Origin of the sequence: Streptomyces sp. WZ-12 (assembly GCF_028898845.1) — a bacterium.
In the GTDB taxonomy this organism is placed as follows: domain Bacteria; phylum Actinomycetota; class Actinomycetes; order Streptomycetales; family Streptomycetaceae; genus Streptomyces.
In genome coordinates this window covers 4,818,203-4,840,488 of sequence record NZ_CP118574.1, presented here as the reverse complement: position 1 = coordinate 4,840,488, position 22,286 = coordinate 4,818,203, and the positions used below count along the sequence as shown (strand labels likewise).

Annotated in this window: 19 protein-coding genes, 1 tRNA gene and 2 pseudogenes; 15 read left to right on the top strand and 7 right to left on the bottom strand. The window is 69.3% G+C overall.

What is annotated here, in order from left to right; all coding sequences use genetic code 11:
• The first annotated feature begins 141 nt into the window (after positions 1 to 141).
• Together PV796_RS20920 and PV796_RS20915 are read left to right on the top strand one after the other, a co-directional pair.
• Complete coding sequence (locus PV796_RS20920) at positions 142 to 2,412, top strand: (Fe-S)-binding protein (protein WP_274914836.1); 2,271 nt, start codon at positions 142 to 144, stop codon at positions 2,410 to 2,412.
• 422 nt (positions 2,413 to 2,834) lie between these two features.
• Positions 2,835 to 3,782, top strand: a complete 948-nt coding sequence (locus PV796_RS20915) for a Yip1 family protein (RefSeq protein WP_274919157.1) — start codon at positions 2,835 to 2,837, stop codon at positions 3,780 to 3,782.
• A gap of 108 nt (positions 3,783 to 3,890) precedes the next feature.
• Here the strand turns inward: PV796_RS20915 and PV796_RS20910 are convergent, their stop codons facing one another.
• The 3 genes from PV796_RS20910 to dcd form a co-directional block, all read right to left on the bottom strand.
• Positions 3,891 to 5,456, bottom strand: a complete 1,566-nt coding sequence (locus tag PV796_RS20910; RefSeq protein ID WP_274914835.1) for a ricin-type beta-trefoil lectin domain protein — start codon at positions 5,454 to 5,456, stop codon at positions 3,891 to 3,893.
• A 151-nt stretch (positions 5,457 to 5,607) separates the two neighbouring features.
• The gene (locus PV796_RS20905) at positions 5,608 to 6,105 is read right to left on the bottom strand and encodes a phosphoribosyltransferase (protein ID WP_274914834.1); all 498 of its coding nucleotides are present in this window, start codon (positions 6,103 to 6,105) and stop codon (positions 5,608 to 5,610) included.
• A gap of 69 nt (positions 6,106 to 6,174) precedes the next feature.
• Complete coding sequence (gene dcd / locus PV796_RS20900) at positions 6,175 to 6,750, bottom strand: dCTP deaminase (protein WP_274914832.1); 576 nt, start codon at positions 6,748 to 6,750, stop codon at positions 6,175 to 6,177.
• A 559-nt stretch (positions 6,751 to 7,309) separates the two neighbouring features.
• Here dcd and PV796_RS20895 point away from each other — a divergent pair.
• Positions 7,310 to 7,383, top strand: a tRNA-Gly gene (locus PV796_RS20895).
• 910 nt (positions 7,384 to 8,293) lie between these two features.
• Here PV796_RS20895 and PV796_RS20890 read toward each other — a convergent pair.
• Complete coding sequence (locus PV796_RS20890) at positions 8,294 to 8,422, bottom strand: hypothetical protein (RefSeq protein WP_274914830.1); 129 nt, start codon at positions 8,420 to 8,422, stop codon at positions 8,294 to 8,296.
• Positions 8,419 to 8,904 carry a hypothetical protein gene (locus PV796_RS20885; protein ID WP_274914828.1) on the bottom strand — a complete coding sequence of 162 codons (486 nt, stop codon included), beginning with the start codon at positions 8,902 to 8,904 and terminating at the stop codon, positions 8,419 to 8,421. Before PV796_RS20885 ends, PV796_RS20890 begins: the two co-directional genes overlap by 4 nt.
• A gap of 434 nt (positions 8,905 to 9,338) precedes the next feature.
• On the opposite strand from PV796_RS20885, the gene PV796_RS42405 reads away from it, so the two are divergent.
• The 6 genes and pseudogenes from PV796_RS42405 (at position 9,339) to PV796_RS20855 (ending at position 13,618) form a co-directional block, all read left to right on the top strand.
• Positions 9,339 to 9,704, top strand: coding sequence for an asparagine synthase-related protein (locus tag PV796_RS42405; RefSeq protein ID WP_446750612.1), 366 nt, complete (start codon positions 9,339 to 9,341; stop codon positions 9,702 to 9,704).
• A 656-nt stretch (positions 9,705 to 10,360) separates the two neighbouring features.
• Positions 10,361 to 10,603, top strand: a pseudogene (locus tag PV796_RS20880) (asparagine synthase-related protein); the annotation flags it as partial.
• A gap of 209 nt (positions 10,604 to 10,812) precedes the next feature.
• Positions 10,813 to 11,352 (top strand): lasso peptide biosynthesis B2 protein, encoded by a 540-nt coding sequence (locus tag PV796_RS20875; protein WP_274919155.1) that lies wholly within the window; start codon positions 10,813 to 10,815, stop codon positions 11,350 to 11,352.
• A 308-nt stretch (positions 11,353 to 11,660) separates the two neighbouring features.
• Positions 11,661 to 12,740, top strand: a pseudogene (locus PV796_RS42400) (IS630 family transposase).
• A 114-nt stretch (positions 12,741 to 12,854) separates the two neighbouring features.
• The gene (locus tag PV796_RS20860) at positions 12,855 to 13,241 is read left to right on the top strand and encodes a hypothetical protein (RefSeq protein ID WP_274914826.1); all 387 of its coding nucleotides are present in this window, start codon (positions 12,855 to 12,857) and stop codon (positions 13,239 to 13,241) included.
• An 11-nt stretch (positions 13,242 to 13,252) separates the two neighbouring features.
• Positions 13,253 to 13,618, top strand: a complete 366-nt coding sequence (locus tag PV796_RS20855) for a hypothetical protein (RefSeq protein WP_274914825.1) — start codon at positions 13,253 to 13,255, stop codon at positions 13,616 to 13,618.
• A 14-nt stretch (positions 13,619 to 13,632) separates the two neighbouring features.
• Here the strand turns inward: PV796_RS20855 and PV796_RS20850 are convergent, their stop codons facing one another.
• Positions 13,633 to 14,499 (bottom strand): hypothetical protein, encoded by an 867-nt coding sequence (locus PV796_RS20850; RefSeq protein ID WP_274914824.1) that lies wholly within the window; start codon positions 14,497 to 14,499, stop codon positions 13,633 to 13,635.
• A gap of 596 nt (positions 14,500 to 15,095) precedes the next feature.
• Here PV796_RS20850 and PV796_RS20845 point away from each other — a divergent pair.
• Positions 15,096 to 15,410 carry a hypothetical protein gene (locus PV796_RS20845; RefSeq protein WP_274914823.1) on the top strand — a complete coding sequence of 105 codons (315 nt, stop codon included), beginning with the start codon at positions 15,096 to 15,098 and terminating at the stop codon, positions 15,408 to 15,410.
• Between the two features lie 369 nt (positions 15,411 to 15,779).
• Here PV796_RS20845 and PV796_RS20840 read toward each other — a convergent pair whose 3' ends face one another.
• Positions 15,780 to 16,778: a bifunctional lysylphosphatidylglycerol flippase/synthetase MprF gene (locus PV796_RS20840; RefSeq protein WP_274914822.1), complete on the bottom strand. Its 999-nt coding sequence runs from the start codon at positions 16,776 to 16,778 to the stop codon at positions 15,780 to 15,782.
• A gap of 201 nt (positions 16,779 to 16,979) precedes the next feature.
• Here PV796_RS20840 and PV796_RS20835 point away from each other — a divergent pair, with 201 nt between their 5' ends.
• The 5 genes from PV796_RS20835 (at position 16,980) to PV796_RS20815 (ending at position 22,260) form a co-directional block, all read left to right on the top strand.
• Positions 16,980 to 18,686: an aldehyde dehydrogenase family protein gene (locus PV796_RS20835; protein WP_274914821.1), complete on the top strand. Its 1,707-nt coding sequence runs from the start codon at positions 16,980 to 16,982 to the stop codon at positions 18,684 to 18,686.
• Positions 18,687 to 18,779: 93 nt separating this feature from the next.
• Positions 18,780 to 19,913: an acyl-CoA dehydrogenase family protein gene (locus PV796_RS20830; protein ID WP_274914820.1), complete on the top strand. Its 1,134-nt coding sequence runs from the start codon at positions 18,780 to 18,782 to the stop codon at positions 19,911 to 19,913.
• Positions 19,914 to 19,923: 10 nt separating this feature from the next.
• Positions 19,924 to 21,264, top strand: coding sequence for an aspartate aminotransferase family protein (locus tag PV796_RS20825; protein WP_376568335.1), 1,341 nt, complete (start codon positions 19,924 to 19,926; stop codon positions 21,262 to 21,264).
• On the top strand, positions 21,257 to 21,769 hold the full coding sequence (locus PV796_RS20820; RefSeq protein WP_274914819.1) for a type II toxin-antitoxin system RatA family toxin: 513 nt from the start codon (positions 21,257 to 21,259) through the stop codon (positions 21,767 to 21,769). The genes PV796_RS20825 and PV796_RS20820 overlap by 8 nt, the downstream gene beginning before the upstream one ends.
• Positions 21,769 to 22,260: a hypothetical protein gene (locus PV796_RS20815; protein WP_274914818.1), complete on the top strand. Its 492-nt coding sequence runs from the start codon at positions 21,769 to 21,771 to the stop codon at positions 22,258 to 22,260. The genes PV796_RS20820 and PV796_RS20815 overlap by 1 nt, the downstream gene beginning before the upstream one ends.
• Positions 22,261 to 22,286 lie beyond the last annotated feature (26 nt).

Below are 22,286 nucleotides of genomic sequence, written 5' to 3'. Positions count from 1 at the left end.
GCCCGGAATACTGGGTAACCTCAGCGCAGACCCGAAAAGTTACCGCTTAGTAGTTCCGCTCGGATCCCGCGGCCCGGCCGCTTCCGATCACGCGGAGCGCCTTCAGATTTCGCCCGCTCTCGCAGGTTCGAGGAGCCTCCCATGCAACTCGCCGCGATCATCGTGTCGCTGGTCCTAATCGCGGTCGGCGTCGCGCTGTTCGGCCGTGCCATCCTGCAGATCTTCCGCCAGGTCCGACTCGGCCAGCCGGTGCCCGCCGGCACCCGCACCGACGAGCCCGTGCAGCGCACGGTCACCCTGGCCAAGGAGTTCGTCGGCCACACCCGGATGAACCGCTGGGGCGTCATCGGCGTGGCCCACTGGTTCGTGGCGGTGGGCTTCCTGTCCCTGCTGCTGACGATCGTCAACGCCATCGGGCAGCTCTTCAAGGCCGACTGGATCCTGCCGGTGATCGGCAACTGGCTCCCCTGGGAGCTGTGGGTCGAGGGCATGGGCACCCTGACGACCCTGGGCATCCTCGTCCTGATCGCCGTCCGGCAGCTCAACCGGCCGGGCGGTGCGGGCCGCAAGTCCCGCTTCGCCGGCTCCAATACGGGCCAGGCGTACTTCGTCGAGGCCGTCATCCTCATCGTCGGCATCTGCATCGTGTCGCTGCACGCGCTGGAGGGCGCCCAGCACGGCGTCGACCACTACGAGGCGGCGTACTTCGTCACGTACCCCCTGGTCGCGGCGTTCAAGGGGCTGAGCCTGGGCACGCTGCAGAACCTCACCTACTTCTTCGCCGGCCTGAAGATCGCGACCTCCTTCATCTGGATGATCACGGTCGCCCTGAAGACCGACATGGGCGTGGCCTGGCACCGCTTCCTGGCCTTCCCCAACATCTGGTTCAAGCGCGAGGCGGACGGCGGCACGGCGCTCGGCGCGCTCCAGCCGATGGTCTCGGCCGGCAAGCCGATCGACTTCGAAGACCCGGGCGAGGACGACCAGTTCGGCGTCTCACAGATCGAGCACTTCTCGTGGAAGGGTCTGCTGGACTTCTCCACCTGCACCGAGTGCGGCCGCTGCCAGTCGCAGTGCCCCGCGTGGAACACCGGCAAGCCGCTCTCCCCCAAGCTGCTGATCATGTCGCTGCGCGACCACGCGCACGCCAAGGCCCCGTACCTGCTCGCCGGCGGCGGCAAGGACGCGGAGGGCACCGAGAAGGCGACCGAGGAGCAGCTCAGGGACGTCCCCGCGGCCGCCCTCGCCGAGGCCGAGCGCCCGCTGATCGGCACCCTCGCCGAGAACGGGGTCATCGACCCGGACGTGCTGTGGTCCTGCACCACCTGCGGCGCCTGCGTCGAGCAGTGCCCGGTGGACATCGAGCACGTCGACCACATCGTCGACATGCGCCGCTACCAGGTCATGATCGAGTCCTCGTTCCCGTCCGAGGCGGGCACGATGCTCAAGAACCTGGAGAAGAAGGGCAACCCCTGGGGTCTGGCCAAGAAGCAGCGGCTGGCCTGGACCAAGGAGGTCGACTTCGAGATCCCGGTCGTCGGCAAGGACATCGAGGACCTCACCGAGGTCGACTACCTCTACTGGGTCGGCTGCGCCGGCGCCCTGGAGGACCGCGCCAAGAAGACCACGAAGGCGTTCGCCGAGCTCCTCCACATCGCGGGCGTGAAGTTCGCGATCATGGGCGGCGACGAGGCGTGCACCGGTGACTCCGCCCGCCGCATGGGCAACGAGTTCCTCTTCCAGCAGCTCGGCCAGCAGAACGTCGAGGCCCTGAACACGGCCTTCGGCGAGGACGGCGAGGACGAGTCGACGAAGAAGCCCAAGTCGTCGAAGAAGATCGTCGCGACCTGCCCGCACTGCCTGAACACCCTCGGCAACGAGTACCCGCAGCTCGGCGGCGACTACGAGGTCATCCACCACACGCAGTTGCTCCAGCACCTCGTCGACGAGGGCAAGTTGATCCCGGTCACCCCGGTCGAGGGCCTGATCACCTACCACGACCCGTGCTACCTGGGCCGCCACAACAAGATCTACACGCCGCCGCGCGAGATCATCGGCAAGGTCCCGGGCCTGCGGAACGAGGAGATGCACCGCCACAAGGAGCGCGGCTTCTGCTGCGGCGCCGGCGGCGCCCGGATGTGGATGGAGGAGCGGATCGGCAAGCGCATCAACGACGAACGCGTTGATGAGGCCCTGTCGTTGAACCCCGACATCGTCTCCACCGCCTGCCCGTTCTGCCTGGTCATGCTGACCGACTCGGTCAACGGCAAGAAGAACGACGGCAAGGCCAGGGAATCCGTCCAGGTCGTCGACGTCGCCCAACTGCTGCTGGACTCCGTCAAGACGCCGATGGATCCGCCGGCGGGCGACGAGGAGACGGCGGGCACGCCGGAGCCGGCCCCCGCGACGTGAGTTCTCGACGTCCCGGACACCGGGGCGTTTGACGGCCGGTCCCCTAGGGGACCGGCCGTCTCCCTTTTCGCCCATCCACCGCCGGCCCGCTGGCGCGGAGCACTCGGGCCGCCAGGCTGAGCAGTGACCGTAAGAAGACCGGTCAGCTCAGCCCCAACTCACCTGTTCTCCCACCCGTCACCGCACCCGACAGCCCCGCGCAGCGGCTCCGCTTCGCCCCGCGCAGCGGCTCGGCGGCACGGCGGGAGAGCCGACGACGCGCGGCGCGGCCCGCCGCAGGCCCACGGCCGGAAAGCCGGAATCGTGGGGCCGGCCAAGTGCAGCGAACTGTCACAGCTCGGCCCCAATGGGCCACCGCCGCTCCATCGCGGGCCACCCGATCTGCCGGACCAGGTACGTTCGGGAGCGTGGCTGGATTCAGGATGGGTCGCGGACGGGACGCCCGTCCCGCGCAAGACGGACAACAGGCGGGGCCGCAGGGGCCGCCCGGGTACGGGCCGCCGGCGACGTACGGGCAGCAGCCCCCGCAGCCCCCGCCCACGCCCCCGCGGGGCCAGTGGCCCCCGGCGCCGCAGCCGTACGGCGGCCCGGGCCAGCAGGGACGCCCGCAGGGGCAGGGGCCGCAGGGCGAGCCCGAGTACTTCGGCGACGGCGGCGGCTACGCACCGTACGACGCCCAGAACAACGCCCCGGGCCACACCCAGCAGTTCAGCGTCGGCGAGGCGCCGGACGGCTACGGCACGTACGGGGACGGCTACGGGCCCGGCGACGAGCAGTACGCGGCGGGCGGCACCTACCGGGCCGGGCAGACGTCCGCGCCACCGGCCGGCCCCCGGCTGCCGTGGAAGGAGCTGCTGTCCGGCATCGTGCTGCGGCCCACGCCCACGTTCTGGCAGATGCGGGACCACCCGTTGTGGGGCCCGGCGCTGATCGTCACGTTCCTCTACGGACTGCTCGCGGTCTTCGGCTTCGACAAGGCCCGCGAGGACGTGCTCAACGCCACGTTCAGCAACAGCGTCCCGTGGGTGCTGATCACCGCGGTGATGTTCATCGTCGGTGGGCTGATCCTGAGCGCGGTCACCCACACCATGGCCCGCCAGCTCGGCGGCGACGGCGCCTGGCAGCCGACCGTCGGCCTGGCCATGTTGATCATGACGATTCCGGACGTTCCGCGGCTGCTTTTCGCCATGTTCCTGGGGGGCGACAGCCCGCTGGTGCAGGTCCTGGGGTGGGCCACCTGGCTCGCCACCGGCTATCTGATGACGTCCATGGTCAGCAAGTCGCACGACCTGCCGTGGCCCAAGGCGCTGGGCGCCGCCGCGATCCAACTGGTCGCGCTGCTGGCCCTGGTGAAGCTCGGCACCCTGTAACGGGCGCGCGGCGCGATCCGGCCCACGGAAGAGCCCATGGCTGAGGGGCCCGTCCCGGGAGAGACATCTCCCGGGACGGGCCCCTCAGCCGTACCGAACGGCAGGCGTTCACGCGAAGCGCTGCGCCGCCGACCCGTCGCACTTCTGGAGCCGCAGCGGGTCCTTGGCCGCGCCCAGCGTCAGGCAGAGCGTCGGCGCGGCGGTCGGCCGGAGCGTGCCGCCGTCCCGGGTGAACTGCTGGTTGGCCGCGCCGGAGCAGCTCCACAGGATCAGGTTGGCCCCGGCCTCGTAGCGGGCGCCGGGGACGTCCAGGCAGCGGGCCTGGGTCAGCTCCACGTGCAGCGACTTGCGGTCCGGGTCGTACCACCAGCCCTGGTTGCGCTGGCCGTTGCAGTCCCAGCCGCCGACCGCGGTGCCGTTGCGGGACAGGCCGCCGGTGGCGTCCACGCACGCGCCGGTCGCGGCGTTCGTCAGCGGCCGGTAGGCGTCGTCCCAGGCGCCGGCGTACAGCTTGGGCTGCCCGGTGTCCGCGGGGTCGGCGCAGGACGCCTCGCGCAACTGCGGCGCCGCGTAGAGCTGGGTCAGGCAGGACGCGAACGCGGCGTGACCGCGGGCGTTGGGGTGGAACGACTGGCGGACCGAATTGGCGTCCGGCGGGAAGGGGTTGGCGATGTTGACGTACAGCCCGCGGGCCCAGGTGTTGGCCATGCACACCTCGTGGCCGTGGAAGAGCCGCGAGGAGTCGAGGTAGGTGACGCCGGTGTCCTGGGCGATCTTGCGGACGCCGCGCTCGAAGGCCGGCACGGCGGCGTTGCGGCCCCAGCCGGCGTCCGAGGTGTAGCCGGTGCAGCCGCCCGGGAGCTTGCCGGGGTAGTGCGGGTTGTCCTCCACGTCCGGCCCGATCGGGCTCGGGTACGACATCACCACGAACCGGTAGTCGCCGTCGGCGTATCCGGCGCCGCGCATCACCGTGCGCAGGTCCCGCACGGTCGTCTCGACCTTCGGCACCAGGCCGTCGACGCGCGCCTGCCACCCCGGTTGGTACTTCGGCTCGCAGGTCCCCTGCAACAGGAACCAGCGCTCGACGCAGTCCGTCATCACCGGGCCGAACTGGAGGTCGTCGTTGGCGCCGGCGACCAACAGCACCATTTTCAGCCGGGTGTTGCGGGCCGCGATCGCCAGGCTGTCGCTCTGCACCAGCTCGTCGGGGTACTGCTTGCTGCCGCCGATCCGGATGTTGCCGGTGTACGCCCCGGAGCAGGCGACGTTGTACGTCACGTCCGCCGCGATCCCGGTCCGGTGGATCGCCGAGTCCGGCGACCGGTGGCACCAGTTGGTGGGCCCGTCGGTGCCCGGCTCGTACGTCCCGACGCCCTCGCCCGAGATCTCGCTGTCGCCCAGCGAGATCAGCGAGGTCTTCCGGTCGGCGAGCGGCCGCACCGCGGGGTCGCCGTACAGCTTGGTCGCCTGCTGTGCCCGGATCCGTTCCAGTTCCGGCGCCAGGGGGGCAACGGCCCCCCGGCCGGCCGCCGTTCCGGCTCCCGCCGTCGTGGGCCGGACCCCGACGGCGCTCGCGCCGCCGGCCGTCACCGTGAACGCGGCAGTCAACACCGCCGCCGACAGCGCCACGGCGGCCCGCAGCCGCCGCCCTCGCCCGCGTCTCGCCCGCACCATGGGCCTCCCCTCCGGTCTGCTGTTACCGCCGGTTTTTACTCGGAGGTAGTGACCGGCGGAACACCGGGGACGGAACTGGCCGAAAGGCGCGCCACAAACGCCACGAGCCCGCGGAAGAACGCGGGCTCGTGGGAAGGCGACGGGGCGGCCGTCAGGCGTCGAGGATCTGACCCTCGCGCCGGACCACCGGCGGCTCGACGCTCCACGGGAAGTTGATCCAGTCGTCGGTGCGCTTCCAGACGTACTCGCACTTCACCAGCGAGTGCGGCTTCTCATAGATCACCGCGCTGCGCACCTCGGCGACGGTTCCCAGGCAGAAGTCGTGCACCAGCTTCAGCGTCTTGCCGGTGTCGGCGACGTCGTCGGCGATCAGCACCTTCTTGTCCGAGAAGTCGATCGCGTTCGGCACCGGCGCGAGCATCACCGGCATCTCCAGGGTGGTGCCCACCCCGGTGTAGAACTCGACGTTCACCAGGTGGATGTTCTTGCAGTCCAGCGCGTACGCCAGCCCGCCGGCCACGAACACCCCGCCCCGGGCGATCGACAGCACGATGTCGGGCTCGTACCCGTCATCCGCGATCGTCTGCGCCAGTTCCCGGATCGCTCCGCCGAACCGCTCGTACGTCAGGTTCTCCCGCACGTCACCCACGACTCTCCCAGACCTTCTCTTCGTCTCCGGGACCCGCACCGGCCCCGCCTCGCACCTGCATGAGGTGCCTCACACCTGCGTACGGTGGAAATTCTTGAACGACCGGGACGGGGTCGGACCGCGCTGCCCCTGATAGCGCGAGCCGTAGCGCTCGCTGCCGTACGGGTGCTCCGCCGGCGAGGTCAGCCGGAACATGCAGAGCTGCCCGATCTTCATGCCCGGCCACAACTTGATCGGCAGCGTCGCGACATTGCTCAGCTCCAGCGTCACGTGCCCGTTGAACCCCGGGTCGATGAACCCGGCGGTGGAGTGCGTCAGCAACCCCAGTCGCCCGAGGCTCGACTTGCCCTCCAGCCGCGAGGCGATGTCGTCCGGCAGGCCGATGACCTCGTACGTCGAGGCCAGCACGAACTCACCGGGGTGCAGGATGAACGCCTCGTCGCCCTCCGGCACGACCTCTCGGGTGAGGTCGGGCTGCTCGACGGCGGGGTCGATGTGCGGGTAGCGGTGATTCTCGAACACCCGGAAGAAGCGGTCGAGCCGCACGTCGATGCTGGACGGCTGCACCATCCCCTCGTCGTAGGGGTCGATGCGCACCCGACCTGCGTCGATCTCGGCCCGGATGTCCTTGTCTGAGAGAAGCACGCAGACGAGGATACGCGCCCGCGCACACCCCTTTTGCACGACGAGGGCCCGGCCCCCACCGGGGACCGGGCCTCTCCTGTCTCACGTCGACGTCACGCGCGGAGATCGCCGTCGGCCTCCGCCGCGACCTCGCGACCGCCGCTACCGCTTCGCGTGCTCCACCGGCACCGCGTGCCGCAACCGAGCACAGCGCGGGCAGCGCAGCAACCGCCCCGGACCGAGCCGGTCGGTGGTCTGCATGGGGAACGAAGCGGTGCTGAACACGTGCCCCTCGGCACAACGTACGACGGTGCGCTCCATCAAGTCCCTCTCCCAACTGCCTGGACAACAAAAGCCACATTAGGGGATGAACTGGATGGACTCGCGGGCGGCACTCCGGTGCCCCACCGTACGCCTCAACTCCCTTCCCCCGCACCCGCGTCCCGCCCCGCGGCGCCCCCCGAACCGCCCCGAAATCCGCCCCGCCACACGGCCCTTGGACATGCCAAATGCACCGCGGCGCGGTGATGGGGTAGAGTGTGCGGCGACGCTCCGCCTTCAGAACATGGGGCGGTGTTACGCGGGTGTAGTTTAATGGTAGAACATGAGCTTCCCAAGCTCAGAGCGCGGGTTCGATTCCCGTCACCCGCTCCATAACGAAGGCCCAGGTCAGAGACCTGGGCCTTGTTCGTTGTCTGGACCATTTTCCGGCGGCGTGCCATTCGCGTGCCACAAGTCACCCGTTAGCGCTCCGAGTTGGGGCCCGCAAGCCCCTCCCGGCCTCCCTGATCGGCCGTCTTCTCAAATCGCGAGGCATGATTTTTTTGGCGCGCGCCACGGCCCATCGAGTCGCCTGCAACGGTGCATGCGCAAACCACACTGACATCGCCGCGCTTGGTCGACGACGAAGGCCGGGCCGCCCCCTGTCAGCCCGGCCACTGACTGCAAGCCCTGACTTACGCCGGGACGGGCTCTCCCAGGATTCCGCGCAGGACCGCGCCCACAGCCGGCGATGCTTCGACCACCCGCCTCAGGGCTTCACCCGTGAGGTAGCGGTAGCTCTGCGGCGAGTGGAAGGCCCCGGCGGCTCGCAGGGCGCTGAGCGACACCGGCTCCTCGAAGGGCTGGGGCGCTTCAAGGGTGAGCCCGCTGGCCTGAGCAGCGTCGCTCGTGTACTTGTCGAACTCCCTTCTTCTGATACCGGTTTGGGCCAGTGGGCGCGCCACACCTCCCGGGGAGAGCCGACGCTGACAGCCGCGATGCGCGCCAGCCCCACCAAGGCCATGATGGGGGCGGTGGCGTAGAGGACCACGGTGGTGCCGGGTGGCGCGGCAACGCGCTGGCGGCGTACCTCGACCATCTTGGCGCCCGCCAGGATCGCGGTGGCGAAGCGGGGGTATGCGGACAGCAGCATCGGGCGTTCCAGATCGTTCACGTCCTTCGGTGGTGTCCCAGCGAAGGACGCCCCTGGCCGGCGCGCAGCAATTCGCGGTGCCATACGACCGTGTCACCAGCCAAGGCTTCCAGCCGCTGGGCGAACGCCGAGCCGCCTTCCTCCCCCCGACTAGTCGAAGAACGCCACGAGTTCGGCCTCCGCCCCCGGGGCGACCTCGCCGGCGCGGAATTCCGTGCCCATGAGATCGGCCGGCCGGTACATCTGGGTCTGCCGCAGCTCGTCCACGTGCAGCGTCACACCGACGGTGTCACGACCTTGGCTCCGGCCACATCCCAGGCCGCATCGGTGAGTTGTAACAACACCGAATCCCGGGTCACAAGCATCTGCAGGCCGGCGCACGAGGTCTCGGCCACGTATTGCAAGGCGCGCAGCAGCTCCGGATCGCTCGGCACGCCGTTGGCTGGTGCCGCTGATCGGACCCTCTGCATCAGCTCGCGGATCCGTGCGCACACCGCCTCGGCGTTCAGGGTGAGGTGACGCAACCACTGCGAAGCAGTCCGCTGCTGTTTGCGCTCCGCTGTGTTGGCGATATCCCGGATCTCGTACAGCAGTTGCGGTGTGGCAGCGACTTCGACGAGGACTGTCAGCCATCCAACTTCAAGTGTCTGCGACTCCGCCGCTTCACCCGTGGGCGCCCCCTCACGCAGGTCGGCGAACACACCACGGTCCACGGCCACGACCAACAGCGCTTCGCTCTCCATGCCCGCGAACAGGTCCAAGTGGCCATGGTCCAGCCACCAACCATCCAGGGTCTCCCCGTCCCATCCGCGGCTACGCACCTCCCCGCGCGGAACGAAACCCAGGCTCGTCCACATGTCGCTGAGTCCGTAGTCACGACGGCACTTGGCCTTGATTCCCAGCCGGTCCCGATGCCGGCGCCGGATCTCCTACACCAGCAACCGCGCTGCGCCTTTCCCACGGTGTCCCTCGGCCAAGCACAGGTGCGCAAGCCGCACGTGCGGGCTCCGCTTCGGAAGACCGAACAACGCTTACCTGATCACCTCACCGCTGTCGACTGCGGCGAGCAGACCACCATCGCTCGCGTGCTTGCGGTACGCGGGCGGCGTGAGCAACGCCAAATGTCTTGGTGTAGCGGTCACCCAAGGCCACGGCCGCGTCGACTAACTCGTCTTGCGTCTCCGCCACCTGCCCGATGCAGCCGGACCTTGCATCGGGCAGGTTCGTGACCTGCGGCATGGAAAGTGGATCTGCATGGTTGGCCCGTCGTTGGTCAGATCAACATCGGCGCCCGGTTCAGCAGTTACGCCAGCAGATTGACGGGCAGGCCCTCATCCCTCCCGACTCCGCCGTAGTTCCGTCGCAGCGTCTGCGCTCCGCTCTGACCGGCGCCGTCGCACTCCGAGCGGCACACGACCCCGACCTGTCATGCGACCTGTCTGGAGGACTGGACTCGACCCCCATCGCGGTCCTGGCAGCGCACGCGGTCCCCGCCTCAACGCCGTCACCGTCCACCCTGAAGGCAACGCATCAGGCGCGGGCCTGCATTACGCACGACTGACGGCCAAGGTGTACGTCGACCTCCCCGTCCACCACCTGCTGCCGATCACAGCAGAGCACTTGCCGTATACCCGCATCACCGCCACACCGGCCACCGACGAGCCTGCCCCCTCCGCCCTCACGCAGCCCCGTCTGACCGCCCAGCTGGACTGGCTGCACGTCGGAATCAACACCCGTACGCACCTGACTGGCGACGGCGGCGACAGCATTTTTTCAACCGCCCCTCTATCTCGCTGACTTGATACGCCAAGGCCACTGGAGGCGCGCAGCCGGAGAGGCGTTCGGCTGGGCCCGTCTCCGACACACCCAGGTTCCAACCCTCCTGCACGACGCCGCCATAGCCGCCAGGACCAACCGCCGCCAAGCCCTGGTCGACCTCGCCCAGGCTGTCGGCACGCACGACCGCACGATCACGGCCGCGTCCACTGGTTCCCCCTCCTGCCCTTCCCCACCTGGGCCGAACCACCAGCCCGCCGCCTCCTAACCCAGGCGGCACTCCAAGCCGCCGCTACACCGGACCCGTTGCCGGGCCTCGACGCCGCCGTCCGGTCCCTGGTCGACGAGATCCGCGAGGTCGCCCGCACAGCAGCCGCCGACGCACAACTCGCCGCCGCCTGCGACATCGACCTGCACAACCCGTTCCTCGACCCGACCGTGATGGACGCCGTACTGAGGACACCGATCGGCCAGCACCCACCGGTCCACGCCTACAAACCCCTGCTCAGCCGTGCCATGGCCGGCCTACTCCCGCCCGCCGTAGCGGCCCGCACCCCCAAGGGCAGCTTCGACGCCGGCCTCCGCGCCAACCTCCCCGACCTCCGCGCCCTGACCCACGGACACCTGGCCAACCTCGGCCTCATCAACCCGACCGCGCTCGACCGTGCCCTGCGCGAAGCCGCCGCTGGTATCCCCACACCGCTGGCAACCCTCGAACAAGCCCTGGCCGCCGAAGCCTGGTTGCCCGCGACCCCGCACCCGCCTGGACGACCGAACCCCTCCGGAGCGCACATGACTGACCCGCCCCGCTTCGCCACCGCGCCCGATCACGTCCGCGCCCTGGACTTTGGCCACGTGCTCGTCCTCATCAACTACCGCGCCGGCACAGTCCAATGCCTCCTACCCAACACGGCGAAGCACTGGCACGACGCAGCAGCCACCGGACGGCTGGATTCCCTCCCACCTGCCCTCAGCACCCAACTCCTCACCGCCGGCCTCTTACGCGCCCCTGCCGTCCCCACTCCGTGGCTGGCGCCTATCCCCGCAAAGGCCGCAACCCCAAGCTGGGGCAGCGCAGAACACGCCGCCGGCACGGCCCACCCCGCCCCCAGCCACGGCACCACCACCGCAGCTGCCGCACTCACCGCAGCCCTCACCGTCAAACGGCTCGGCCCCCGGAGCACCGCCCTGCACCGCATCACGACCGCCCTGACGAGTGGCATGTCAACCTGTCACCGCCCGCCACCCACGATCAGGCGGAGGCGGCCGTCCGCGCCGTCCACCGGGCCGGTTGGTACTCACCGGCGAGAACCGCCTTCCTGGAGGAATCCGCCGCCGCCGTGCTGCTCCTCGCCTCCCGACGCCTGTCGGTTACCTGGTGCCACGGCGTCGCTCCAGACCCCCGTACGACTCCACGCCTGGGTGCCAACTGACAACGGCACCCCGGCCGCCGAACCGCCCTCGACGCACGCCTACACCCCGGCACTCACCATAGGAGCCCGTCATCAGCACGCACACTGACCCGATCCTGTGACTCGGGACCGACACCTGCGCCCTCAGCCCCTACCGCGCCGACCTCGTCGAAACGTACTGGCGCTGGGAACAGGCCCCCTCCTCGTCGGCTACGGCCGCCAGGCACCCAGGCCACCCGCCTCACCCTCGACAGTTACGTAGCTACTTACCTTGAAGGCGGGTTGTCGTAGGGGCTGACGGTTGGTGATCGTCGCGGTATGCCGAAGGTATGAGGTATCCGCAGGGTGGAGGGCTGACCGCGGAGAGGCAAGCGTTCCGTGAGCGGGTCCGGATGGAAGCGGTCGGTATGTTCACCGAGGGGCTGGGCAGTACCGAGATCGCGAAGGAGTTACGGGTCAGTGTCCGGTCGGTTCAGCGCTGGCGCGGGGTCTGGCGGGAGGCCGGTCAGGACGCGGTTCGCTCCCGTGGCCCGGCGTCCCGGCCGAAGCTGAACGAGGCGCTGTTCGCCGTGCTTGAGGAGGAGTTGGCCAAGGGGCCGGCCGCTCACGGCTGGCCTGACCAGAGATGGACGCTGGCCAGGATCAAGACCTTGATCGGCCGACGCTTCCACAAGTCGATGACGCTTTCGGGTATCTCGCAGATGTTGCGACGGCACGGGTGGAGTCATCAGGTTCTGGCTCGTCGTGCCGTCGAACGTGACGTGGCGACGGTGACCGGCTGGGTGAAGGACGTGTGGCCGCACGTGGAACCCTCGCGGCGGCGCTTGGAGCCTGGATCGTCTTCGAGGGCGAAGCCGGATTCTCCATGACGCCGCCAGCCTCACACACTTGGGGCAAACGCGGGACCACTTCCGTCATCCGGGTCCGCGGCCGTTCCCAGCGCCGCATCTCCATCGCAGCCCTGTGCTGCTACAAACCCGGCGAACGCTCCCGCCTGGTCTACCGGCCCAAAAGACATACCGACCACAAGAGCAGAGGCCGCAAGAGCTTCGCCTGGACCGATTACCGAGACCACCTCATCGCCACCCACCAGCAGCTCGGCGGCCCGATCGTCCTCATCTGAGACAACTTGAACGTCCACAAGGACCGACGGATGAGGGCGTTCATCGACGCCCACGACTGCATCACCGCTTGCCACCTGCCGCCCTACACACCCGACCTCAACCCCGTCGAAGGAATCTGGTCCATCCTCCGCCGGACCAGCCAACACCGCCTTCGCCGACCTTGACCACCCCATCCGCCGAATCCGACACGGCCTCCGCCAGATCCAATACCGCAGCGACATCATCGACGGCTGCCTCACCGCCACCGGCCTCGCACTGACGACACCACACCTTCAACCTCAGTAACGGAGACCAGCAGGCTCATAAACGCTATGGGCCGAGCTGGTTGACACACAGCGGGTTGCCGTGTCGACGCCAGTTGAGCTACTGGAAGCAGCGAGTGGTGGCGTAGCGGGAACGATGGGGACTGACCTTTACGGTTACGCGCGCCAGCGCGTCGTCGATCTTTGGCGACATCTCAGGGGTGAAGCAGCCGACAGCGAAGCCGAAGCGCTGGCTCGGCTTGACACGTTGGAGCAGGCGGTGGCGGCCATCGAACCTGAGCAGCGGGCTGCCATGGCCGGAGGCGTGCAGGTGCCGGTGCGGGAGATTCTCGCCGCCTGCGTTGGTGACGATCGGCCCGAAGCGCTGCAGGAACTCATCGATGCATTGGAAGCACGGGCTGCTGAGACTCCGGTGATCTCGCACCAGACGATGACGGGGAACCTCGTCCTCGGCAACATCAATGTCGCAGGACGTGACAACAACTTGGGGGGCTCGCTATGTCCTCGCCAACGCCGCCCCTGAACGAACCTACGGTGGAGCAGGACGTCAAGGGCAACGTCGTCCTTGGCGACGAGAACATCACCGGCCGAGACAACAACATCACGAACTACCTGACCGGGCTGCGACACTTACGGCCACACCCGGTAGACCTGGATAAGTTGATGCTGGCGAACCGCTTCGTCAGCCCTGGTGACAACTTCGCCAGAGCCGCAGGCCGTCCGACCGTCCTTCGGGAGCGCCGCGAACGTCCGCGTCGTGGTCCTGCTCGCTTCCGAGGAACACGGCCGCAAGTCGGCTGGGCTCCGGCTGCTGACGGCACCGTCTGGTCCAGGTCAGTGACCCGGACCTCTGCCATCGCTCCCGGCCATCCGCACCTCACCAGTGAGGTGCGGATGTGAAGCCCGGTTCGCGGTCAGTCAGCGATGAGCATCTGGATGGGGCGAGGCATTTTCTCCCCCTTTTGCAAGCGCAGCGATTTAACAGGCCTGCCAGCCACCCATGCGTTCCACGCCTTGATGTAGAGGCCGATTTGACCACGTGTATCAGTTCGCCGTCGCTGAGACACGCCGCCTCGGAGCATGTTCACGACTTTAATCAAGGCCAGTCGAGGGTCTTCAGACCCCAGGTTGGCCTGAGTCGTGAGTCCGCGCAGCCATTCATCCACCTGCGCAACTGGCGCCGATTCGACTGTCAGGAAGTACGCACATGCCGCGGCAGTAGGAATGAAGCCCAGCTCCTTGCCCAACACTCTTCCCTGCTTGACAGCCTCACGGAATTCCGAAGATTGGGGTCGAAAAATTTCGAGAATCTCATTGTTTGCAACCCGAGAATTATGTCCCACCCAGCTCCCGGACGGAGACGTTCGGAACAGGTGCACGTGCCTGATGGTCGCGGCGAGCAGAGTGGTGTCCCTTTCTCCACGCAGCGCAAGTACATCGCCGCCACTCCTGCGCTTTCCGGTATCGAGGACCGAGAATGTTTCCGGAGGTACATTCTCAAAGATAAGCACCTCAGTCGCAACGCCGGATTTGGCGATCGCATTCAGGCGATGTTGCCCATCTACAACATTCCCTGAGGAGATCGACCCGTCCAGGGCAATCCCTTGATGAGTTACCTGCCAACTCCCCCTGCGGATCTCCCCCGCCATCTGCGCCACGACCGACTTGTCCAGTGGACGATTGTTCGCGTTGCGCTTGAGCAACTCCCTCGCCATGTCCGGGGTCACAGTGACAACGCGGGGAATCGGAAAATCGGCGGAGGCGGCCTGAAAATCTTTCATGTGTACATACTCACACGCAATGACACCACAAAACATGTCGCGCGCATGAAATAGCCTTAACTTGGTCCATTGCTAACGAAGAAGGATCGATTCTGATCGATTAATACCCGATCCGGCTGTAGTATCAATGCCCGTCTGGGTGAGCAGCGGCGGGCGCGCCTTCCTCCCAAGCTCCTCAGCCCTGGGGCCCGGTCTCGGGCCATCCCTTAGATATTTGTTGAACCCACGCAGCCATCGGACACCAGCCCGCAGGGAGGTAGGTCATACGGCCGGCGTGTCCAACTAGTTGTCGAGCCCGCCGATGGTCGAGGACGTCCAGGAAAGCTGCGCTGGCCGGCGCGATATCCCGCTTGTCAACCCGGACTCGGGATCTCCAATCGCGCCATGGGCCCGCGCTCAGCTCCGGGGCGGGCCTGCGTGCGCTGACCGACCCGCTTCGGGGTCCACGAGTGCTCTGGCCGTGCGCACGGCCACACCCGACAGCCCCGCCCGCTCCTGACTGGCCGCCAGCGGGACGCCGTCGGTATCGGCGCCCACTCCGACGAGACCTGAGAACCCCACATACCCCGAACCCTCCACACGAAAAGGACACGGTCATGGCCACACTGTGCGAACGCCAGTCCTGCCGCGACCAGGTGCTCCGGGCCCTGTACGAAGCCGTCGAAGGCAACCGTCTCCTCGGCATCGCCGGAGCGCAGTTGCGTCGCGGCCTCCACGTACCGGAACAGGACCTGGCCGACGACGGCATAATCACCGTCGTCTGGGAACCGGACGGCACCCCCACGATGGTCACCCTCACCCACAAAGGAATCCGGCACCTGGAGGCCGAGGAGGATGAAACAGCTGGAGCCTTCGCACGCCTGAAGGGCATGCTGCCAGGGGTATCCGGTGCCTCAGATCGGCATCCCTGACGCAACCACAAGGCTCCAAGACGCCAAGCTGAGGGACCCGTGCCCCATCCGCGCCTTTGAGGACGGTGAACAGCGGTCAGTGCAGGTACGGAACACCCCCCGCGACGCGTCGCCCGAAACCACATAACCCGAGCTCAAGGGCCAAATCGAAGCCTGGCGCGCCAGACTTCCCAAGCTCAGAGCGCGGGTTCGATTCCCGTCACCCGCTCCACGGTCAAGAGCCCAGCTCAGGGATGCAACTCCCCGGCTGGGCTTTCTTGTTGTTCGGGGTGCTTCGGGCGCGGCGTGCCGGGGTGGGCGGCAACTCGGTTGTCCGGCGCGGCCGTTGGTTGGGCGGCCCCGGTTGTGGGTGCGCGCGGCGCCGGTGGGTCAGACGGACTTGGTGACGCGCAGCAACTGCCAGATGGCGGCGAGGCTGGCGCGGCCGTGGAAGGCGAGGTACTCGGGGAGCACCAGGTCGGGGCCCCATTTCTCCTTGTAGGCGAGCTGGCTGGCCGAGGGGTAGACCTTCTCGCCGCGGTCGGCCATCAGGCGCATGAAGCGCGTGGTCAGGCCGCTGGCGCCGGTGACCTCGTGGTCGGCCGACAGGCCGACGAACGGGGTGAAGCCGAAGTGCAGCCACTCGGCGCCCTCGCCCCGGAAGGTCTCCATGGCGTGCTGGTTGATGGCCTCCATCACCCCGGGCGGGGAGGTCGCCCGCCGGCGGCTGAGGTCGTGCAACCAGCCGGGCCGCGAACCGTACGCCGGCGAGTAGGAGATGTAGCCGATCGCCGTGCCCTCCAGGCGTCCCAGCAGCAGCCGGCGGTGCGGCTGCGCCGGGCCGCCGCGCTCGCCGACCAGGAACTCGATCTCCTTGACGTGGCGGCCCTTGGAGCGCAGCCACTCGCGGTCGATGTCGGCGAGCTCCGCGGCGACCTCCTCGTGCTCCACCTCGGTCACCTCCAGACCGCTCCGCTTCGCCTTGGAGATCTTGTTGCGCAGCTTCATGAACTTGCTGCCGCGCAGCGTGTGAGCGGGCAACCGCAACGCGTACGAGGAACCGACCTGGTTCACGGTGAAGCCGCACCGGGCGTACAGCTCCGCGTCGGCGCGCTGGAGTTGGACGGCGACCACCTTGCGCCGGGCGGCGCGGGCGAAGGCGAGGAAGGACCTCAGCAGGCCCTCCCGCTCCGCCCCGGGGGCGAAGGCGCCCCCGAGCTGGATCAGATAGCGGCCGGCCTCGCGGTAGGCGATCACCCCGTCCGTCGACGGGTCGGTGAAGTAGGCGTTGCCGTCATTGAGCGCGAGGAAGGCGCTGGGGTTGTCGGCGTGCTCCCGGAGGGCCGTGACCACTCCCTCGCGGTCGATCCTCTGGTGGACCGTGGTCATCGGATCCCCCTGTCGTCGGGAAAGCGGCGGCGAACTCCCGGCCGATGGTGGCGGATTCCGCTCTCATCGGCCTGACACGTCTGTCTCAGGTCCGTCTCCGCGGTTTGTCAGGCCGTGCTGTGACAGTCGGATCCGAGGCACCGACCTCGGACATTTCTTCCCGACCTTGAGCGGTCGGGGGCGGGAGAGCGGAGGATCTGCGTGAGCAGTGCCCGTACGACGCCCCGGGCGTCGCACGATGAGGACGCCGCCGGCGCTGCGGCGGGCGGCGGTCTGCTGACCTACACCTCACTGGTCGACGGCAAGAGCGTGCCGAGCGACCAGTGGGTGTACGTGGTCGACTCGGACGCGCTGCTGAAGGACGCGTTCTCAAGCCTGACCCTGAAACGGAAACTGGAGAGCGGCCGGCTGACCCCCGAGGAGGCCCCCGGGGACAGCATCGTCGGCCGGGTGGCGCGGGCCGATTCCGAGACCGTGGTGCAGGCCGTCGAGGCGGCGTCGCGCGCGAGCGTCGAGTGGAACGCGTTCCCGCTCGACGTGCGGCTGGACCAGTTCGGCGCCCTGCTGCACCGGCGGCTGGCCGAGCAGGCCGACCGCACCATCGAGATCCTGCTGCGCGAGGGCCATCCGCTGGAGCTGGCCCGCTGGCAGGTGTCCGGGGCGCTGGAGTGCTTCTCGCCGGAGTCGCTCGCCTTCTACCGCAGCCAGATGCTGCACGAGACCCGGCACGGGGACCGGCGGATCTCCGTGCGCCGCCGGCCGGACGGCGTGGTCTGCCTCAACCCCCCGCAGAACGCCCCGCTGTCGAGCGCCCTGCTCGGCGTCACCTCCCTCATGGCCGGCAACTCCCTGGTGGTCCGCGCCCCGCGCAGCGCCCCGTTGGGGGTGATGTACGTGCTGCACGAGGTGGTCGCCCCGGTCCTCGCCGAACTCGGCGCTCCCGGCGGCACGTTGAACGTGGTCTGCGGGGACCCGGCCCCGATGCTCTCGGCCTGGCTCGACAGTCCGCTCGTCGACGACATCATGTACTTCGGCAGCAGCGAGGCCGGCGTGCGCTTCCAGGAGCGCTGCGTGGCGGCGGGCAAGAAGCCGATCCTCGAACTCGCGGGCAACGACGCGGTGGTGGTCTGGAAGGACGCCGACCTGGAGTACGCCGCCGAGGCGCTGACCGAGAGCTTCTACGGCTCCGGCCAGTTGTGCATGATCCCCAACCAGGTGGTCGTCCACCCGGACGTCGTGGAGCCGCTGGTGGCGCTGCTGGCCGAGAAGGCCGCGGGCATCCGGGGCGGCTCGGTCCGGGAGGAGGGCGTGCTGCTCACCCCCGTGCTGCGCAACGAGAAGTTCTTCGCCTGCCTGGACGACGCCCTGGCCGGCGGCGCCGAACTGGTCTGCGGCGGCCACGCGATGCAGGACGACGGCACCCGTAGCCCCACCGGCATCTTCCTGGAGCCCACGGTGGTCCTGGTCCGGGGGCTGGCCGGGGCCCGCGAGATCCAGGCGGTGCGGCACGAGACGTTCTTCCCCCTGCTGCCGGTGATCGCCGCCGAACCGGCCCCCGACGCCGTCCTGCTGGAGCGGTTCGTGGAGTTCGTCAACAGCAACGCCTACGGGCTGCGCAACTCGGTGTGGGCCCGTGACCCGGAGGTGGTCGACCAGTTCGTCACCCGGATCACCAAGGGCGGCCTGCTCAAGGTCAACGACTCCCACATCGGCTTCCTGCCGGGCCTGCCCACGCACGGCGGCACCGGACTGACCGGCGGCGTGTACGGCGAGGCCAACTACCCCATCCTGCGCACCTCGCACATCCAGGGCGTGAGCGTCTCCGGCGGCGGCATCCGCCCCCGGGACGCCGTGTTCGGCGCCTGGCACGCGATGCGCGCGGCGGCCGCGGGGACGCCGGACGCCTGACACCGCCATCGGCCGCGTCGCCGGCGGACCGCCCGACGGACCACCGGCGACCGGCGGTGGCAGACGAGACAACTGACAGAGCAGAGAGAGACCATGCGCCCACTGGAAGCGGCACGTGCTGCTTGTGAATCCTTCCTGCCCGGCCTGCTCGACCGCCTCGCCGACGTTCCGCTGCCGGAGCTGGAGGCACCGGGCAGCCCGGCCCTTCGCCACTTCCGCGAGTGCGGCGGACCCGCGCTGGTGATCCCCAAGGAGTACGGCGGGTACGGCGCCGACCCGTTGGAGGCGATGGCCGTGACCCGGGCGCTGGCCTCCCGCGCGCCGTCCCTGGCCGTGGCGACCACCATGCACCACTTCTCCGTGGCCACCCTGTTCAGCCTGGCGGCCAGCGTGCGCAGCAGCGGCATGGAGTGGGCGCTGCTCGAAGGGGTCGCGGAGCAACGGCTGTTGGTCGCCTCCGGGTTCGCCGAGGGGCGGCCCGGCCAGGGCATCCTGTCCCCGACCATGACGGCCCGGAAGGCCGAGGGCGGCTATCTGATCGACGGCGCCAAGAAGCCGTGCAGCCTCGCCCACTCCATGGACCTGCTCACCGCCAGCGCCGCCCTGCCCACCGACGACGGCGGCTCGCAGATGGCCGTGCTGCTGATCCCCCGGCAGACGGACGGGTTGACGGTGCACCCCTTCTGGGCGAGCCGGGCCCTGGCGGGCGCCGAGAGCGACGAGGTCCGACTGACCGACGTCTTCGTGGACGAGCAGTTGCTGATGCCGAACACCGCGGACCCCGGTGAGCTGGACGACCTCCAGACCGTCGGCCTGATCTGGTTCGAACTGCTCATCTCCAGCTGCTACTTGGGCATGGTCAGCGCGCTGGTCGAGCGGGCCGTGGACGGGCGTCGGGGCACCGAGTCGGACCGGGCGCGGGCGCTGATCCGCCTGGAGACGGCGGCGCAGCTCCTGGAGGGCGTGGCCCGCCGGGTGCGGGACGGCGAGACCGGCAACGGGGCCCTCGCCCAGGCGCTGGCCGCCCGCTACGGCGCGCAGGACGCCCTGGGCGACGCCCGCGACCAGGCCGTGGAACTGCTCGGCGGCACGGCGTTCATGGGGTCCTCCGACATCTCCGTGCTGGCCGCCGCCTCCCACGGCATCGGCTTCCACCCGCCGTCCCGCACCAGCTTCACCGGCCCCTACCTGGAGCACGTGGCGGGCGCACCGCTGCGGCTGGCCTGAGGAGACCCCCATGACCGTCACCCCCCGCACCGACACCGCACCGGTGCCCCCGGCCCGCTCGACGGGGACCGGGACCCGTCCCCTGCCCGGCCGGGAGGAACTCGGTCGGCTGTACCGCGCGCACATGAACCAGGGCCGGGCCACGCTCGGCGAGATGTTCGGCGGCCACGTCGAAGTGGAGTCGCAGGGCGCCTGGGTCACCACGGCCGACGGGGACCGCTTCCTCAACTGCGGTGGCTACGGCGTCTTCCTGGCCGGCGCCCGGCATCCCACGGTGATCCGGCACGTCACCGAGCAGTTGCACCGCCACCCGATCGCCACCCGGCTGTTCCTGGAGCCGCAGGCCGCGCTGGCCGCCGAGGCGCTGACCGCCGTCGCGCCGCCCGGGCTCTCGCGCGTCCACTTCGCGGGCTCCGGCGCCGAGGCGGCCGAGACCGCGCTGAAGATGGCGCGCACCAAGGGCCGCCACCGCCTGGTCGCCACCGTCAACGGCTACCACGGCAAGACGGCCGGCGCCCTCAGCCTCACCGGCAACGACGTCTTCCGCACCCCGTTCCAGCCGCTGCTGCCGGGGACCACGCACGTGCCGTTCGGCGACGCGGAGGCCATGGAGGCGGTGCTCGCCGAGGCGCCCGGCGAGGCGTGCGTCTTCGTCGAGCCGGTGCAGGGCGAGGCCGGCGTGGTCATCCCCCCGGACGGCTATCTGCGTGCCGTGCGGGACGCCTGCGACCGGCACGGCGCGCTCCTGGTGCTCGACGAGGTCCAGACCGGCCTCGGGCGGCTCGGCACCTGGTGGGGCGCGGACCGGGAGGGCGTCAGCCCCGACATCATGCTGGTCGGCAAGGGGCTCAGCGGCGGCGTCGTGCCGGTGTCGGCGGTGCTGGCGACCCGCGAGGCGTTCTCCGTCTTCGACCGCGACCCGTACCTGCACACCTCCACCTTCTCCGGCGCCCCGCTCGCGATGGCCGCCGCCCGCGGGGCGCTCGCGGCGATTCAGGAGGACGACCTCGTCACGCGGGCCCGCGAACTCGGCGACGAACTGCTGCCGGAGCTGCGCCGGATCGCCGTGGGGCACTTCGGGGACGTCGTGCGCGAGGTGCGCGGCCGGGGGCTGATGCTCGGCATCGAGTTCGCCGAGCCGGGCCCCGCCGGGGACCTGCTGATCGAGCTGATCGCCAACGGGGTGATCGCCAACCACTCCCTCAACTCCCACTTCGTGCTCCGCCTCACGCCGCCCGCCGTCCTGGTCCGCAGCGATGTGGACTTCCTCTACGAGGGCTTCGACCGGGCGTGCCGCGCGCAGGCGGCCCGCTACCCATCCGCCGCAGGAGGCAGCCGAGACCATGCGTAACGCATCCGTAGTGCTCCGTATCGAGGGCATCGCCCCCGAGACCGTGTTCGAGCGCATCCACGACTTCGCCCGCTACCCGGAATTCACCGATGTGGTCCGGAGCGTGACGGTCCATCAGGTCTCGGAACAGGAGGAGACCAGCGACTGGGAGGTCTACTTCCGCAACGGCATCCTGCGCTGGACCGAGTCCGACCGCTTCGACCGGGCCGGCCTGGTCATCGCCTTCGAGCAGGTCGACGGCGACTTCGCCGAGTTCACCGGCACCTGGCGGATCGGGACCGACGGGCCGGACAGCCTGGTCGACTTCTCCGCGGACTTCGACTTCGGCATCCCCAGCCTGGCCGGGATCCTGGACCCGGTGGCGCAGCGGGTCTTCAAGGAGACCATCACCCGGGTCGTGTTCGGCCTGTTCGAGGACAAGGTGTCGGTGGTCGGTGACGACGCGGTGGCCCGGGCCGTCGCGGCGCCCACCGCCCCCGTGCCGAGCGCCAGGGTGCTGGGCTGATGGACGCCAAGAACTTCTTCGAGACGCCCACCACCTCGCGGCTGGTCCGTGCCGAGTACGGGCTCGGCCTGGTGGTGGCCGCCGCCTTCTTCTTCGCCCACCTCGGCGAGGTCCGCTGGCTGCCGGCGATCGGGCTCTTCGTCTACATCGACCTGATCGGGTACCTGCCCGGTGCCCTCGCCTACCACCGCAGCCCGGACAAGCAGGTCCCCAAGGTCTACTACGTCCTCTACAACGTGATGCACAGCCTGGTCACCCAGGGCCTGGTGGTCCTCGCCTGGATCTGGCTGTTCGGCGCGGAGTGGGCGCTGCTGACCGTTCCGATCCACCTCTTCGGGGACCGCGCCCTGTTCGGCAACTTCCTCAAGCCGTTCGGCGTGCGCTTCGAACCCGAGGCGCACCCGGCGTACGCCGCCTTCCGCGAAGGCTACGAGCGGCCCGGTGCGCCCTCGCCCTCCGGCACGCCGGCCGGGGTGCCCGCCCACCACTGACCGCGCGCGCCGCCGCCCGCGCTCCC